Source organism: Streptomyces sp. IMTB 2501 (genome assembly GCF_001953885.1).
GTDB lineage: Bacteria > Actinomycetota > Actinomycetes > Streptomycetales > Streptomycetaceae > Streptomyces.
Window position 1 is genome coordinate 44,250 of record NZ_MQUS01000042.1, and the last position, 14,317, is coordinate 58,566.

11 protein-coding genes and 1 pseudogene are annotated in these 14,317 nt (G+C 70.6%); 6 read left to right on the plus strand and 6 right to left on the minus strand.

The window, feature by feature from the left end; all coding sequences use genetic code 11:
- Positions 1-12 precede the first annotated feature (12 nt).
- Genes AV521_RS41540 through AV521_RS41565 form a run of 6 tightly spaced genes read left to right on the plus strand, consistent with a single transcriptional unit; the run spans position 13 to position 6,203 of the window.
- Positions 13-1,344: a KamA family radical SAM protein gene (locus AV521_RS41540; RefSeq protein WP_076096622.1), complete on the plus strand. Its 1,332-nt coding sequence runs from the start codon at positions 13-15 to the stop codon at positions 1,342-1,344.
- Entirely contained in the window at positions 1,341-2,192 is an 852-nt protein-coding gene (locus tag AV521_RS41545; protein WP_076096624.1) for an N-acyl homoserine lactonase family protein, read from the plus strand. The genes AV521_RS41540 and AV521_RS41545 overlap by 4 nt, the downstream gene beginning before the upstream one ends.
- Entirely contained in the window at positions 2,189-4,030 is a 1,842-nt protein-coding gene (locus AV521_RS41550) for an FAD/NAD(P)-binding protein (RefSeq protein ID WP_076096626.1), read from the plus strand. Before AV521_RS41545 ends, AV521_RS41550 begins: the two co-directional genes overlap by 4 nt.
- Positions 4,011-4,487, plus strand: a complete 477-nt coding sequence (locus AV521_RS41555; RefSeq protein ID WP_076096628.1) for a cupin domain-containing protein — start codon at positions 4,011-4,013, stop codon at positions 4,485-4,487. Before AV521_RS41550 ends, AV521_RS41555 begins: the two co-directional genes overlap by 20 nt.
- Positions 4,484-5,791, plus strand: coding sequence for an MFS transporter (locus tag AV521_RS41560; RefSeq protein ID WP_079249669.1), 1,308 nt, complete (start codon positions 4,484-4,486; stop codon positions 5,789-5,791). The genes AV521_RS41555 and AV521_RS41560 overlap by 4 nt, the downstream gene beginning before the upstream one ends.
- A complete protein-coding gene (locus AV521_RS41565; protein ID WP_076096631.1) occupies positions 5,775-6,203 on the plus strand; it encodes a VOC family protein in 429 nt (142 codons plus the stop codon). Before AV521_RS41560 ends, AV521_RS41565 begins: the two co-directional genes overlap by 17 nt.
- Positions 6,204-6,249: 46 nt before the next feature.
- Here the strand turns inward: AV521_RS41565 and AV521_RS41570 are convergent, their stop codons facing one another.
- The 6 genes and pseudogenes from AV521_RS41570 to AV521_RS41595 form a co-directional block, all read right to left on the minus strand.
- The gene (locus tag AV521_RS41570) at positions 6,250-8,190 is read right to left on the minus strand and encodes a glycosyltransferase family 39 protein (protein ID WP_076096633.1); all 1,941 of its coding nucleotides are present in this window, start codon (positions 8,188-8,190) and stop codon (positions 6,250-6,252) included.
- Positions 8,191-8,246: 56 nt separating this feature from the next.
- Positions 8,247-9,356 (minus strand): hypothetical protein, encoded by a 1,110-nt coding sequence (locus AV521_RS41575; protein ID WP_076096636.1) that lies wholly within the window; start codon positions 9,354-9,356, stop codon positions 8,247-8,249.
- A gap of 44 nt (positions 9,357-9,400) precedes the next feature.
- A complete protein-coding gene (locus tag AV521_RS41580) occupies positions 9,401-9,883 on the minus strand; it encodes a poly-gamma-glutamate biosynthesis protein PgsC/CapC (protein WP_076096638.1) in 483 nt (160 codons plus the stop codon).
- Positions 9,880-11,343, minus strand: coding sequence for a poly-gamma-glutamate synthase PgsB (gene pgsB, locus AV521_RS41585; protein ID WP_076096640.1), 1,464 nt, complete (start codon positions 11,341-11,343; stop codon positions 9,880-9,882). The genes AV521_RS41580 and pgsB overlap by 4 nt, the downstream gene beginning before the upstream one ends.
- A 15-nt stretch (positions 11,344-11,358) precedes the next feature.
- Positions 11,359-13,611: a HAMP domain-containing protein gene (locus AV521_RS41590; protein ID WP_256725927.1), complete on the minus strand. Its 2,253-nt coding sequence runs from the start codon at positions 13,609-13,611 to the stop codon at positions 11,359-11,361.
- Between the two features lie 303 nt (positions 13,612-13,914).
- Positions 13,915-14,317: pseudogene (locus AV521_RS41595) on the minus strand (hydrolase); the annotation flags it as partial.

Sequence of the window (14,317 nt, forward strand, 5' to 3'; positions counted from 1 at the left end):
GGGTAACCGCCCATGACTGTCGACACATTCACGCCGTACAACGTCAAAACAATCCAGAAAGCCCCGCAGTGGGCGCGAATACCCGAGGACCTGCGAGAGGCCACACGGGTCGTCTCGCAGGTACTTCCGTTCCGCACCAACTCCTATGTACTTGAAGAGCTGATCGACTGGAACAACATCCCGGACGACCCGATCTTCCGTCTGAACTTCCCGCATCGCACAATGCTGGAGGAGAACGACTACGCGGCCGTCCGTGACGCCGTCGCGGACGGCGACCGGACCGGAACGCACCTGCTCGTCCGCAAGATCCGCGAGCGGATGAACCCGCACCCGGCCGGACAGCAGACCCACAACGTCCCGGAAGTCGACGGGGCGGAAGTCCCCGGAATCCAGCACAAGTACACCGAGACGGTGCTGTTCTTCCCGAAGCAGGGGCAGACCTGCCACGCCTACTGCACGTTCTGCTTCCGCTGGCCGCAGTTCGTCGGCGATGACGAACTCGCCTTCGCCGCCAAGGACGCCGAGGGCCTGACCTCCTACCTCGCCCAGCACACCGAGGTCACCGATGTCCTGATCACCGGCGGAGACCCGATGATCATGCGCACCAACACGCTGGCGCGGTACATCGAACCGCTGCTGGGACCCGGCTTCGAGCACATCCGGAACATCCGCATCGGCACCAAGTCGCTCGCCTACTGGCCGCAGCGGTTCGTCACCGACCGGGACGCCGATGAACTGCTGCGCCTGTTCGACCGCGTGATCGCCGCCGGCAAGCACCTGGCGGTCATGGGCCACTACAACCATCCCGCCGAGATCCGTCCCGAGATCGCCCAGACCGCGCTCAAGCGGATCCTCGCCACGGGCGCGAACGTGCGGATGCAGTCCCCGGTGCTGCGGCACATCAACGACGACCCCGCCGCCTGGTCCGAGCTGTGGACCACCGGGGTGCGCCTCGGCGCGATCCCGTACTACATGTTCGTCGAGCGCGACACCGGAGCCCGTCACTACTTCGAGATCCCGCTGGTGCGCGCGTACGAGATCTTCCGCGACGCCTACCGGTCCGTCTCCGGGCTCGCGCGCACCGTCCGCGGCCCGTCGATGAGCGCCCACGCCGGTAAGGTCCTGATCGACGGTACTCCCACCATCAACGGTGAGAAGGTCTTCGCCCTGCAGTTCCTCCAGGGCCGCGACGACGACTGGGTACGGCGCCCCTTCTACGCCGCGTACGACCCGACGGCGACCTGGTTCGACCAGCTCACTCCCGCCTTCGGGGAGAAGAAGTTCTTCTTCGCCGACCACCTGGCGATCCCGCAGGGCGCGGAGCTGCCGGCGGTGGTCTCATGACCCGCGACACGCCCTGCTACGAAGTGCTGGCGCTCCGGTTCGGCACGCACAGCGGCCGGCTGGCGCGGGAGAACTTCCTGTTCGCCGACGATCCGTGCGCCACCGACACCCCGGCACCCTTCGACTTCTACACCTGGATCATCCGCGACGACGAGCGGGTGATCGCTGTGGACACCGGTTTCGCCGCCGGCACCGGCATCCTCCGCGGCCGTACGCAACTGCACCATCCCGTCGAGGCGCTCTCCGACCTCGGCATCAGCCCCCGGCAGGTGTCGGACCTCGTCGTCACGCACATGCACTGGGACCACACCGGGTACCTCGATGCCTTCCCCGCGGCCCGCGTCCATCTGCAGGAAGACGAACTGGCCTTCTGCACCGGCCGGGCCATGCGGCACGGCGCACCGAGGCGGCCCTTCGAGGCCGATGACGTGACCACCGCCGTGCGGCTGCTCTTCGACGAACGGCTGCGGCTGCATCGCGGCCCGGTGGAGATCGCCCCCGGCGTCGAGGCCCATCCGGCTCCCGGCCACACACCTGGCCTTCAGGTGGTGCGGGTCCACACCGAGCGCGGCTGGCTGGTCCTGGCCAGCGACTCCAGCCACCTGTGGGCGAACATCCGCCGCCGCTCCCCGTTCCCCATCCTCGACCACCTGGCCTCCATGGTGGACACCTACGAGACCGTGGAAGCCCTGGCCGATGGGCCCGACCACATCATCCCGGGCCACGATCCGCAGGTTGCCGCCCGGTTCCCCGCTCTGGCGGACGCCCCGAGGTGGGTGTCCCTGCACCGGCAGCCGGTGCGGGCCTACAGCGAGCCGGGCACGGAACCCGTGGGGGTGGGGCGATGAACACCGCACGGGTGACGATCGCCGGAACGGGCCCGCGGGGGCTCGGGGTGCTGCAGCGCATCGCCGACCGGGCCCGCCGGCTGCCGGACGGAACCCAGCTGGAGATCCATCTGGTGGATCCGAGCGAGACCGGGCAGGGCGCGCACCCCGCGCGGCAGCCCGACTATCTGCTGACCAACACGCTGGCCAGCCAGCTGAGCATGTTCAGCGACGGACAGGGCCCGTCGTTCACCGAGTGGGCGGAGCAGGCCGGGTACCGCCGGTTCGGCTCCGGCTACTGCCGCACCGGCGGCGAGGGCGGTGAGCCCATCGGCGAACTGGACTACCTGCCGCGCAGCATGCTCGGCGCGTACCTGTCCTTCGTCTTCGACCGCACGGCGCAGACCCTGCCCCCCTCGATACGGCTGGTGCACCACCGCTCTCGGGTCATCGACATGGAGGAGGTGGCCGCGGGCGGGATGCTGGTCCGCACCGAGGACGGGTTCAGGATCCCGAGCGACTTCGTGTTCCTCACCACGGGACACTGCCGGCGGATCGCGAGCGACGACGACGTACGGTTCGAGAGCTTCGTCAGCGACCACCGGGACCGCAACGACCGTCTCTGCTACGCCGCCGACCCGTACCCGATCGATCGCCTGCAGCGCATCGCCCCCGGCAGCGTGGTGGCCGTACAGGGTCTGGGGCTGACCGCTCACGACGTGCTCGCGGCACTCACCGTCGGCCGCGGCGGGCGGTTCGAGGGCGACGGCGACGGCATGCGCTATCTGCCCTCGGGACGCGAACCGCGGATCCTGCTGATGTCCCGGCAGTGCCTGCCCGCGGCGGCCCGCGGCATCAATCAGAAGGGTGTCGCCGGCCGTTACGAGCCGCAGTTCTTCACCCCCCAGGCTGTCGCCGCGCTGCGGCAGGAGGCGCAGCGCACCCGCGGGACACAGCAGCTCGACTTCGACCGCGAGGTGCTGCCGTTACTGCTGCGGGAGATGGGGTACGCCTGGCGCACCACCCTGGAGAAGCGCCCCGTTCCCCCGCAGGAATACACCTTCGGCGACGAGGACCGGGCCGCCGTCGAGGCGATTCTCGATCCCCTGGCCGGGCGCGGCTTCGCCAGCGCGGAGGAGTTCACCGCGTTCTTCACCGCGTTCGTGTCCGAGGACCTTGCCGAGGCGGAGCGCGGCAACCTGACGAGTCCCGTGAAAGCGGCCACCGATGTGATCCGGGACGTGCGGGAGAGCCTGCGCCAGGCGGTCGACTTCGCTGGTCTGACCCCCGCCTCCCACCGGGTGTTCACCCAGCGCTGGGTGCCGCTGATGAACCGGATCTCCTTCGGTCCGCCCCGGCGCCGGAACTACGAACTGCTGTCCCTGATGAGGGCCGGCACGGTCGATCTCGCCGGCGGTCCCGGCTGCCGCGTCGACACCGACGAGGCCACGGCCCGGTTCACCGTAAGCACCGACTTCGCCGGGGGAAGCAGCGTGCGCCACGCCGACGTGCTGGTCGCCGCGCGCCTGGACGTGTTCCACCCGGACACCGACAGCTCTCCCCTGGTCAGCCGTCTCCTGGCCCGCGGCCTCATCCGCCCGTTCGCCAACGGCGACTACGAGCCCGGTGGCCTGGACATCACCCCCAGCGGCCGGGTCGTCGCCAAGACCGGCGACCCACTCGCGGCCGTGTGGGCGCTCGGTTACCCGGTCGAAGGACCCCGCTACTACACCTACTACGTGCCCCGGGCAGGACAGGCCACCCGGTTCGCGGCGGAGGCCGCCGCCGCCGTGGACGACATGTGGGCCCAGCTCGCCGACCCTCCCGAGGAGGACCGTCATGACGATCAGCAGCGGTAGTCACATCCCCTACCCGGACTTCAAGAAGCGTTACGAACCCGCGGAACCGCAGCCGGTGCACTGGAACTGGCGGGAGACCGCGGACCGGCTCGGCACCGTCGAACACCCGGAACGCGGCACGCTCGCCCTCACCCTTCCGGACGGCAGTTCCGAGATCATGCGTGATGTGGCGGTCGCCTACCAGGTCGTACCCGCGGGGAACAGCACCACCCCGCACGCGCATACCTGGTATCACCTGTTCATCGTTCAATCGGGCTCGGGAACGGTCACCTTCCACGACGGCGGCGACAGCAAGCAGCTGAGTGCCGGTGACATCGTCCTCGTCCCCGCGTGGTCGATGCACCACTTCACCAACCCCGCCGGTGACGATCTGGTGCTCCTGAACGTGATGAACATCCCGCTCCTGGCCGACCTGGGCAACATCGCGACCAGGCAGCCGCAGGAGGCCGGTGCATGACCGCGCAACGCATCGCCGGCGAGACCGCGGACGAGGAGGCACACGGGTCAGCGGCCGGGGAGACGGCCACCGACACCCGCTACGGCCCCTACAAATGGGTCATCCTCGGCACCGCACTGTCGGCGCTGACCACCGGCTCCGTGGTCTACTCGGGCACCAGCGTCCTGACCCCCTTCTGGCTGCACGACTACCACCTGACGGCCGCCACCGCGGGGCTCGCGTCCGCGGCCATGCACGCCGGGCCCATCGCCTCCATGCTGCTGCTCGGCGGCGCCATCGACCGATACGGAGAGCGCTGGGTCGTCTCGCTGACGATGATCGCCATGGGCGTGACCTCGCTCGCCGCCGCCACGCTCCACCCCGACTACCCCCTGCTTCTGCTGTTCATCCTCGCGATGGGTGCCTTCTACGGAAGCATCCTGCCGGGCGGCCAGAAGGCCATCGCCCGCTGGTTCGAGCCGAGCCTGCAGAGCATGGCCACGGGCATACGGCAGGCCGGACTCCCCCTGGGTGCCTCGCTCGCGGGCATCATCCTGCCCCCGCTGGCACTCCACTACGGGTGGAGCTGGGCGATTGCCGTACAGGGCATCGCGGGCATCGCCGGCGGTGTGGTCTTCGCCGCTCTCTACCGGAAGTCGGGAGACCGGGGCCGCACTCAGCGCAGGGCGCCCGTGAACATCCGCCGCCTGGTCGCCGGCCTCGTCGCCGACCGGATCGTGCGCTCCCTGATGACCGGCGGCCTCGTCCTCGTCGCCTTCCAGTACGTCATCTCCACGCAGCTCCTGATCTTTCTCAGCGACCATCTGAAGATCCCCATCGTCGCCGCCGGCCTGATGTACTCCGTGGCCCAGGTGGCCGGGATCGTCGGACGCATCGGCCTGGCCTGGGTCAGCGACCACTTCTGGCCCGGCAAGCGCATGCGGTCGCTGCGCTGGCTGCTGATCGGCTCCGCGGTCCCCGTCGCGGCGCTCGCCGCTCTCGGTCCCCACAGCCCGCACTGGATCGTCTATGCCCTGTGCCTGGTCCTCGGACTACTGAGCGTCGGCTGGTATCCGCTGTACCTCGTGCAGGTCACCGAACTCGCACCCAGGACGGCTGTCGCGTCGACCCTCAGTTTCGCCATCACCCTGAACCAGATCATCGCGTCCGTGGCGCCCCCCGTGTTCGGCTACCTGTGCGGCGCCATCAGCTACCCCGTCAGCTGGCTGCTGATGGGAGTCCTGTTCATCCTGACCGCCGTTCAGCTCAGGCAGGTCAGGACCACCGCCGGCCAGAAGGAGCACACTCATGCTCAAGCGCATTGACCACGTCGGCGTCGTCGTCGACGACCTGTTCCGCGCGAAGAAGTTCCTGGAAAGCCTCGGCCTGACCTTCGAGTTCGAACGGGAGCTGCCCGAGCGGCAGGTGAGGGCCGCCTTCTACCGCTGCGGTGACGGCCGTATCGAACTGATCGAGCCCACCACGCCAGAGGCACGCGCACGCCGTCTCGGCGAGGGCAACCGGGCCCGCATCGAGCACATCGCGGTCGAGGTGAACGAGACCATCACCGGCGCGATGGAAGCCGTGCGTGGCCTCGGCGTCGACTTCACCACGCCGCAGCCCGTCGCCATCGACGGCAACCTGAACATCTTCACGCGGCCGGACACCTGCGAGGGCATCCAGTTCCAACTGGTGCAGCCGGGCGCGGCCCCGTGCGCACAACCCGCTCCGAACTGACCTGGACAACGGACAGACCCCAGGACACCGACCTGGGGCCGTCGCCTCACCCCTGCGGGTTGCAGTCGTAGAGGCTGAAGCTGCCGTCGGTCCGGCGGCCGTAGGCGGTGGGGCGGATGCGGGTGCAGTGGGACTTGACCCAGGTGGTGGCGGGAGTGGTGGGGCGCTGGGTGGTGAGCAGCGCATAGCGCAGCTGGTGGGTGCTGACGAGGCTGCCGAGCTGTGTGGCGGTGGGGAAGGGGGTGCTGCCGGTGAAGCCGCCCATGACGAGGATGGGTTCGGACTTCGCGCGCAGCAGGGGCTCGGCGGTGTAGGCGGCCTGGGTGGCGAGCAGGTACTTCTCCCCGTGGCGGTGCGTGGTGAGGTAGTCGAGCAGGGCGGTGTCGCGGGCGCTGGGCCGGTCGAGCCCTGGCGTGCGCGGAGCGTGGCGGCGATGGACGCCGTCGCGGAACGCGGTGCCGACCGGACCGGTCGTCGGCGAGGTGGCGGCGCCCGCGTAGAGCGGGTTGAGGCTGGAGAGGGCCCAGCCGGCCGGTACGACCAGGGTGGCGGCGATCCCGGTGGCGAGGGCGCCGTGCACCATCCGCGGGGAGGTGCGCGGCCCGCGGGTCCACAGGCCCACCACGCCGCACATCGCGAGCATCACGGCGACCGGCAGCAGCCAGGAGACGAATCGGGTCGGCCAGTCCAGCACCAGGGCCCACGCCACCGTCAGCACGATCGTCGCGGGCAGCGCCATGTGCCGCCGGCCGCCCGCCTTCTGTCCCGTCTTCTGTCCCGACTCGTTCTCGGACTCGTACTCCGATCGGAAGAGCGCGAGTCCGCCGCCGGTCAGCGCGGCGAGCGCCGGGGCGATGACGGCCGTGTAGTAGGCGTGGTTGCCGTTGGACGAGCTGAACACCAGGGTGTGCACGGCCAGCCAGCCGCCCCACAGCAGGAATCCCGTGCGCAGCGGGTCGGTTCGCGGCTGCCCGGTGCGCCAGACGATGCCGAGGACCGCGGCGAGCGCGGCGAGCGGCAGGAACCAGGCGATCTGCGGGCCGACCGTGTGGTTGATCAGCATGTCCCAGCCGGTGTTGCCGGTGGTGCGGCTGGCGCTGGTGCCCGCGACGGCCCCGAACGCGGTGGAATCGCTGCTGAAACGGCTCAGGCCGTTGTAGCCGAAGACCAGGGCGAACGGATTGTTGTTGGAGGTGCCGTCGAGGTACGGGCGGTCGGCGGCCGGTGTCACCCAGGCGATCAGCACCCAGAAGCAGGAGACCGCCAGCGCGGCCGCACCGCTCAGCAGAACGCGCAGTGCCCGCTTCAACGGGGCGCCGGGCGCGACGAGTTGGTACACCGCGCCGAAGACCGGCAGCACCAGCCACGCCTGCAGCATCTTCGTCTGGAAGGCGAGCCCGACCCAGATCCCGCAGGTGATCAGCGGCAGCAGCCGCTCGGTGCGCACCGCCTTCTGCAGCGCTCCCGCGGCCGCCACCAGGAGCAGGGTGAGCGCGGTGTCCGGGATGGTGGCACGGTTGAGGACCACGGTGACCGGGGTGAGGGTGAGCGTCAGCGCGGCGACCAGCGCGGCGAACGGCCCGGCCCAGGCCCGTACGATCCGGTGCAACAGCCAGACGGTGAGCACACCCTCGACGACCTGCGGCAGCGCGGCCGCCCAGGTGTGCGGGCCGAAGATCCAGACGGAGACGGCGTCGGGCCAGAAGGCGCCGGGCAGCTTGTCGATGCTGATCGATCCGGCGACGTCGAGACCACCGAAGAAGAAGGCACTCCAGCTGCCGGCCATCGACCGTATCGCCGCGCTGTAGTAGGGGTGGAGCGCGGCGTGCCCGATGCCCCAGGAGTACAGCACCGTGGCGACGGCCAGCACCGTGGCGAGCGCGGGGCGCTCCCAGCGCGGGGCGTCTTCCGGCATGCCGAAGCGGCGGTTCGCCGCCCGGCGGCCTCGGTGCGCGCCGGTGGGCTGGACGGCGGGGATGGCGGTCATGGCAGTGGTCCTTGGATCAGCAGGTCAGGTGAGGCGGTGGTGCACGGGCGGCGGGTTCACAGGCGGCGGGCCGCCCGGAAGCCGCGGGCGTAGAAGTCGGTGCCGTCCAGCAGCGAGCGGCCCGACAGGTCGCCCAGGGTGGGGCCGTTGGCGGCGGAACGGCTGGAGTAGAAGCGGTGCCGGCCCTGGTCGTCGAGGCCCATGTACATGCCGCAGTGGTCGATGAAGTCCGGCCGGTCCTTGATGATCGCGAAGAAGACCAGATCGCCGGGTTGCAGGGCGCCCAGATCGGTGGGCTGCTCGCCGGTGTCGGGGATCACCAGACGGCCGGGACCGTAGGCGGCGATGGCGAAGGCCCGGCGCGGCAGGCCGGCGCCCCGGGTGTTGGTGTTGTGCACGGGGATACCCATGCGGTAGCCCCACACCAGACGCTGGAAGCCCGAGCAGTCGACGTCGCCGTAGCGGGCCTTCTCCGGCTGCACGCGCGTGCCGTCCGGGAAGGTCCAGTCGATGCCCAGATAGTCGTAGAAGTCGGACTGTTCCGCGTGGTAGGCGAAGTCCAACGGGTTGTTGACCGCGGCATTGCGCGGGCCGAAGTGCGCGGTGCCCGCGTAGCGCACACCGGTGGTGTTGTGCTTGTCGGGCGCCCCGGCGCTGCTGTACTCGAACGCCACCGCGAAGACGTCCGGGCTGGTGTTGCCGAGCGCCTTGCCGAACCAGCCCTTGAACCAGGCGGACTTCTCCATGCCCCGCTGCCACTCGTGCGGCAGCACCCGTACCCAGGCGTCCGTGGTCACCGTGGCCTCGGTGGTCCGCGGCTCGCTGAAGCTGCGGGTGGGCCCGGTGAGCACGGCCGTACGGGTGCCGTCGGTGAAGGTGGCGAGCGTGCCGCCGTCGGCGGCGCGGACCACGGTGCGGTCGGGGGCGGACAGCCGCTCGAAGCTGTGGCCGCCGGTGGGCCGGGCGCTCGGGTTGGTACCCGTGCCGGTGCCGGTGCCTGTGCCGTCGGCGGCCGTGCCGCCGGGGTCGTCGCTGCCGCCGCTGCCGTGCCCGAGATGGTCCCAGGCGTACCCGCCCGCCACCCCGGCGGCCGCCACGCCCGCGATCGCCCCGAGCACGGCACGGCGCGTCGGGCGACTGCGTCTGCCGATGGGTTCGGAGTGCATGGCCGATCCTCCTGGAAGTGCGAGGTGAGAGGGCGGTGGACAGGTCAGCCGGTGGGCAGGACGCCGATCAGCAGACCGGAGACCAGCACCACGTACGTGGCCAGCGTCACCGCCGTGGTCGAGATGAGTGTGGCCGCCATCGGCTGGCGGACCATCTGGTAGGAGACCAGGCCGGGGACGATGAAGCCAAGGGTCTGTGACGTGTACAGCAACGGAAACTCGTGGCTGAGGGCGAGCATCACGGTGGTCTGCATCAGCACCGCGCACAGCACCACGGCGGCGAACAGCCGCTTGCCGTAGAGAATCACCGTGCGCTGCACCAGCTTCGTCGCGAAGTACGTGAGTGCCGCTACGGCGACCATCAGCCCGGCCATCTGCACGTCGGTGACGAGCGTGAGGGCGATCCAGCCCGGGGTGATCATCCCCCCGGGGGAGAGGTTGGTGGTCAGATAGCAGACGAGCGAGAAGACCAGCCCGAGGGCGATCCCGAGCGCGGCGGTCTGTGCGGTGAGGTTGGCGGGGATCACGGGTTCCTCATGGACTGGTGCGGGTCGTAGGACTGGTGCGGGGCGCCTTCGGAGCTTCTGCCATCGGGCCGGTTCTGGCGGGCGGCGAAGCGTCGGGCGAGTTCGCGCTGCTCCGGGATGTGGAAGCCGTACGCCGGTGTCTCCAGCGGTGCCACCCAGCTGTACGGCTCGGGCTCGGGCGGCCGGGCCAGCGCGATCTGCGGCCGGGGCACCGCGATCTGCATCGTCTCCTGGTCCAGGCCGTCGCCGTCGGGAACGGCGTCGAGCGGGTCCTCGGATTCGTCCAGCGGCAGCTCGGCGAGGCATTCCAGGAACAGTTCGCCCTGGCCGTGGATGTTGCCGATCGCCACCAGCGAGGAGGCCGGGCCGAGCTCCGCGAGGATCGCCGCGGTCAGCTCCTCGGGGTCCCGGCGGTCGCCGCCCAGATCCACCACCCGTCCGGTGAAGCCGGCCGGAATCGCGTCGCGGGCGCTCTTGGTCGGGTGCCCGATCAGGAACACCGTCTCGGCGGCGAGGTCGGGGACGATCGTGCCCATCTGGCCGTTGCGCTCCACCCGGTCCGGGCGGCAGTTGATGACCACGTTGAGCGGCCGTCTGATCGCGCCCAGATCCTCCAGCTGCTTGACGTTCATCAGCGTCGACTCGGGATCGTTGGCCGCGAAGACGTTGGCGAACCGCAGCCGCTTGCCGTCGGGGGTGACGTAGCGCTCCACCGACAGCACGCCCGGGTCGGGCGGCGCGTCCCACATGCCCTGCATCGCGGTCTGCCGCTCCACGCCGAGCAGTTCGGCGACGGTGAGCGCGATCGCCACGTTCTCCTTGAAGGTGAACCAGCTGAAGCCGCGCAGCTCCTCGTCGGTGACCGTCTCGGGGTCGGCGTAGACCAGCTTGCAGTTACGGGCGTCGGCCTCCTCCTGGAGGATGTGGAAGCGGTCCTTCTCCGCCGTCACGCAGACCCCGCCCACTGGCATCGAGCGGGAGAGCGAGCGGGCGACGTCGTCCAGCGTCGGCCCCATCTCCTCCAGATGGTCCTCGCGGACATTGCACAGCACGCCGATCGTGGAGCGGATCAGCTTCTCCTGGTTGATCTCCTGCAGCGCGGGCATCACCGCCATGCACTCGATCACCAGCGCGTCCGGCCGGTAGGTCGCCGCCCGCCGCACGATGCCGATCTGCTCGACGATGTTGGACAGCCCGAACTTGCGGTACACCGGCTCCTCGGTGGCGTCCGGGTGGATGAACCGGGCCGCGGTGCCGGTGGTCTTGGCCACCGTGACGAGGCCGCCGCCGCGCAGGGCGCCCGCGCACAGCCGGGTGATCGAACTCTTGCCGCGGATGCCGTTGACCAGCACCCGCGTCGGTATCTGCTCCAGCGAGGCGAAGTGCCGCTGCTGCTCCACGAATCCGGCGATCCACAGCGCGGCGCAGGACAGCAGGACTATGACATAGAGGAAGAGCACGCCGATTCCGTCCTTCTACCGCTGGAGGGTGGTCTCACGCAGGGGCCGGGAGAGCCCGGCGGCGTGGCCGGATCTGGCCGCCCGGTCGCGGTCCGCCAGCGCCTGACGCATCAGCTCCAGGCCGCGGGTGACGGAGCCGACCTCGTCGTGGTTGACCGGGTGCAGCACGGTGCGGCGGTCCCCGCCGGCGAGCCGCTCGACGAGCACGGCGACCGCGCGCAGCGGCCGGATCACCACGACATGCAGCCAGCCCAGGCAGGCCGCGCCCAGGGTGAGGCCCAGGATCCCGGCGAGCATGGTGCGCTGCTCGGCCTGCACCGCGGGGATCTGGAGCGCCGCAGCGGGCTCCGTGGTCACCACGTGCCAGCCGAGGCGGGCCGTCGGGCCGCTCTGCGCCAGCGGCGCCGCGGCGTCGACCGACGGGCCGGAGGACGTGGGGAGCACCGCCGAGGTCGCGGTGCCCGCGGTACCCGGGGCGCCCTGGGTGGCGCGGGCGAGACGGGTCAGGCCGGGGTCGGGCAGCGACTGGAAGGCGCGGTAGCCCACGCTCGCCGCCAGCACCTTGTCGTCGCCGTCCGTCACCCAGACGCTGCCCAGCTTCGGCCTGGGCAGAACGGAGTTGAGCGCCTTCACGTCGATCTCGCCGAACAGGACCACCCCGGCCGCCGGGGCCTTGCCCTTGACGGCCCGGACCTGCGAGTAGGCGGCGATCGCCGGGATCCGGCCCGAGGTGTTGACGGTGGTGATCCCGCTGCCGCCGGGCACGTGGACGAGGGTGCGCAGCGGTGTGTTGCCCACCCTCAGCGTGATACCGCCGGAGCGGTCCAGGAGATACAGCGAGCGGTACTGCTTGTGGTCGGCGAGGGTGTGCCGCAGGACCTCGGTCTGGGCGGCCCGGGTCCTGCCCGGCAGACCCGCGGCCACGTCGCTCAGGTCGGTGTACGACTGGTCGAGGGACTGCCGGATCCGGTTCGTCGCGATCTCGGTGCGCGCCTGCTGGTTGGCGAGGACCGGAGCCGGAACCGCGGTCGCGGTGTCCGCCCGGTTCAGCAGGAAGATCATCGGCATCGCCCAGCAGGCCACCACCACCACGCCGGCCACGGCCAGCGCCCGATAGCCCGGTCCGCGCCGGGCCGGGAGCTCCTCGGGGCCGCTCTCGCCGAGCAGTTGCCGCCGCAGTGACTCCAGTGCCCGCCCGATCCGGGCCAGTTCCCCGAAGCCATGCACCGGCACCGGCCGGGACAGCTCCTCCCACGCGGCCGGCCCGTCCTCGGTCGCGCCCCGGGCCAGGCGGCCGGCGGACAGATACAGCCGCAGCAGTGGCCGCTGCACGCAGAAGTGCAGCGCCAGCCCGAGCAGCAGCGCGAGCCCGGCCAGCGCCCCTGCGGCCTCCAGCGCGAAGCGCGAGTAGTCGGCGGCGGAGGTCGTGGCGGGCACCGCGCGGGAGGTGAGCACCACCAGACCGAGGTTGTCGGTGTCGCCCGGACCGGTCGCCGAGGCGACCTGGGACCAGCCGGCCACGGTGCGCCGGCTGCCCGTGGTGGCGCCCAGCAGGCTTCCCGAGGCGTCGGTGTCACGTCCCGACCCGTTCGCCGCGTGGGCCGCCGCCGCGGGCAGACCGCTGTCGGCGGCGGCCGGCGACGCCGTGCCACGGACCGTGGTGGCGAGCGCCGTGCCGTTCGCGTCCAGCACTTCGGCGGTGCGTCCGTCGCCGAACGTCGTGAGGGTGGGGAGCGCCTCGGAGACCACCAGCAGCCACTGCCGCTCGGTCCGGCTCGTGGCCTGGTTCTGGTCCTGGTTGGCGTCCTCCTGCTGCGCGGGCAGCGTGACCCTGGCGAAGTACAGCAGCTGCCGCGTGCCGCCCGAAGTCACCAGCCGGGGCGGGATCGTGCCGTGCCCGGACGCCGTTCTGGGGACGTCCACCCCGGACAGCGGCACCGTCTTGCCGCCGGCCGCCAGCAGTTTGCCGGTGCGCGGGTCGAGCAGCGCACTGCCGAGGACCGCCTTCCTGGCGGAGGTCAGCGCCTTGAGCGCGGTCGCGGGAGTCGATGCGCCGGTCGCCGGGTACGCGTTGGCCGTCCTGCGTACCGTCTTCGCCTCGACGTCGATCGTGGTGCGCACCGACAGCGCCGTGTCCGCGGCGATCTGCTGCTCGCCGTTGAGTACGGCTTGCGGTATTCGCTCGGCCTGGATGCCGTCGAGGCCGATCACGGTCAGGGTGGCGACCACCAGCAGGAGTACGACGAGGGCGGCGATCGGCGGGCGCACCCCGCCAAGCATCGGCATATCGGCGCGGCGGCGGATGCGGTGTCGCCGCGGCGCCCGGGGTGCGGAGGGCAGGGCAGCGGATCCTTTCTCAACTGGCGTCGAGCGCCACAATGTTCGACAGAGCGAACACTCTAGCCTCATACGATCACATAACCATCACACTTTCGTCCCTGTGTCGTACGTGCGCAAGGTATACCGGGCGACGGCCGACGCATGCGGGTCCGCCCCCGGAACGCCGAAGGGCGGACCCGTGAACAGGACCCGCCCTTCGTATGTCCGGTCACAGTCCGGTCAACCGTCCGGTCAGCGGACGAAAGAGATCTCCGGGTACTTCCTGTCGGGCCCGTCGAGCAGGGAGCTGTGCCGCTTGCGCAGCTCCTGGTCGAAGAAGGCGGCGAGGTACTCGCGCTGGATCTGGACCGCCCGGTCCGGGTCGATCGTGCCGAACATCTGCTGGAGCTGATCCTGGGAGAGCCCGAGCAGGCCCGCCTCCTGCGGCACCATCCACTCGTTGTCGCTGAACGACAGGTGCGCCGCGCCGTGGAGCTGGATGTCGACCCGGTAGCCCTTCAGATGCGACCACAGCGTGCGCCACGACCCGTCGTTGTTGCGGTTGTGGGTGCCGGAGCTGAAGAGCATGAAGGGGCGGTCCAGGTCCTTGCTCGGTGCCGAGCCGAAGAACTGGCCGTCCAGGTCGGCACCGGCG

What these genes read in the sequence shown, in the direction of transcription:
- AV521_RS41540 (WP_076096622.1), top strand. Translation starts at nt 13, where the DNA reads ATGACTGTCGACACATTCACGCCGTACAACGTCAAAACAATCCAGAAA.
- AV521_RS41545 (WP_076096624.1), top strand. Translation starts at nt 1,341, where the DNA reads ATGACCCGCGACACGCCCTGCTACGAAGTGCTGGCGCTCCGGTTCGGC.
- AV521_RS41550 (WP_076096626.1), top strand. Translation starts at nt 2,189, where the DNA reads ATGAACACCGCACGGGTGACGATCGCCGGAACGGGCCCGCGGGGGCTC.
- AV521_RS41555 (WP_076096628.1), top strand. Translation starts at nt 4,011, where the DNA reads ATGACGATCAGCAGCGGTAGTCACATCCCCTACCCGGACTTCAAGAAG.
- AV521_RS41560 (WP_079249669.1), top strand. Translation starts at nt 4,484, where the DNA reads ATGACCGCGCAACGCATCGCCGGCGAGACCGCGGACGAGGAGGCACAC.
- AV521_RS41565 (WP_076096631.1), top strand. Translation starts at nt 5,775, where the DNA reads ATGCTCAAGCGCATTGACCACGTCGGCGTCGTCGTCGACGACCTGTTC.
- AV521_RS41570 (WP_076096633.1), bottom strand. Translation starts at nt 8,190, where the DNA reads ATGACCGCCATCCCCGCCGTCCAGCCCACCGGCGCGCACCGAGGCCGC.
- AV521_RS41575 (WP_076096636.1), bottom strand. Translation starts at nt 9,356, where the DNA reads ATGCACTCCGAACCCATCGGCAGACGCAGTCGCCCGACGCGCCGTGCC.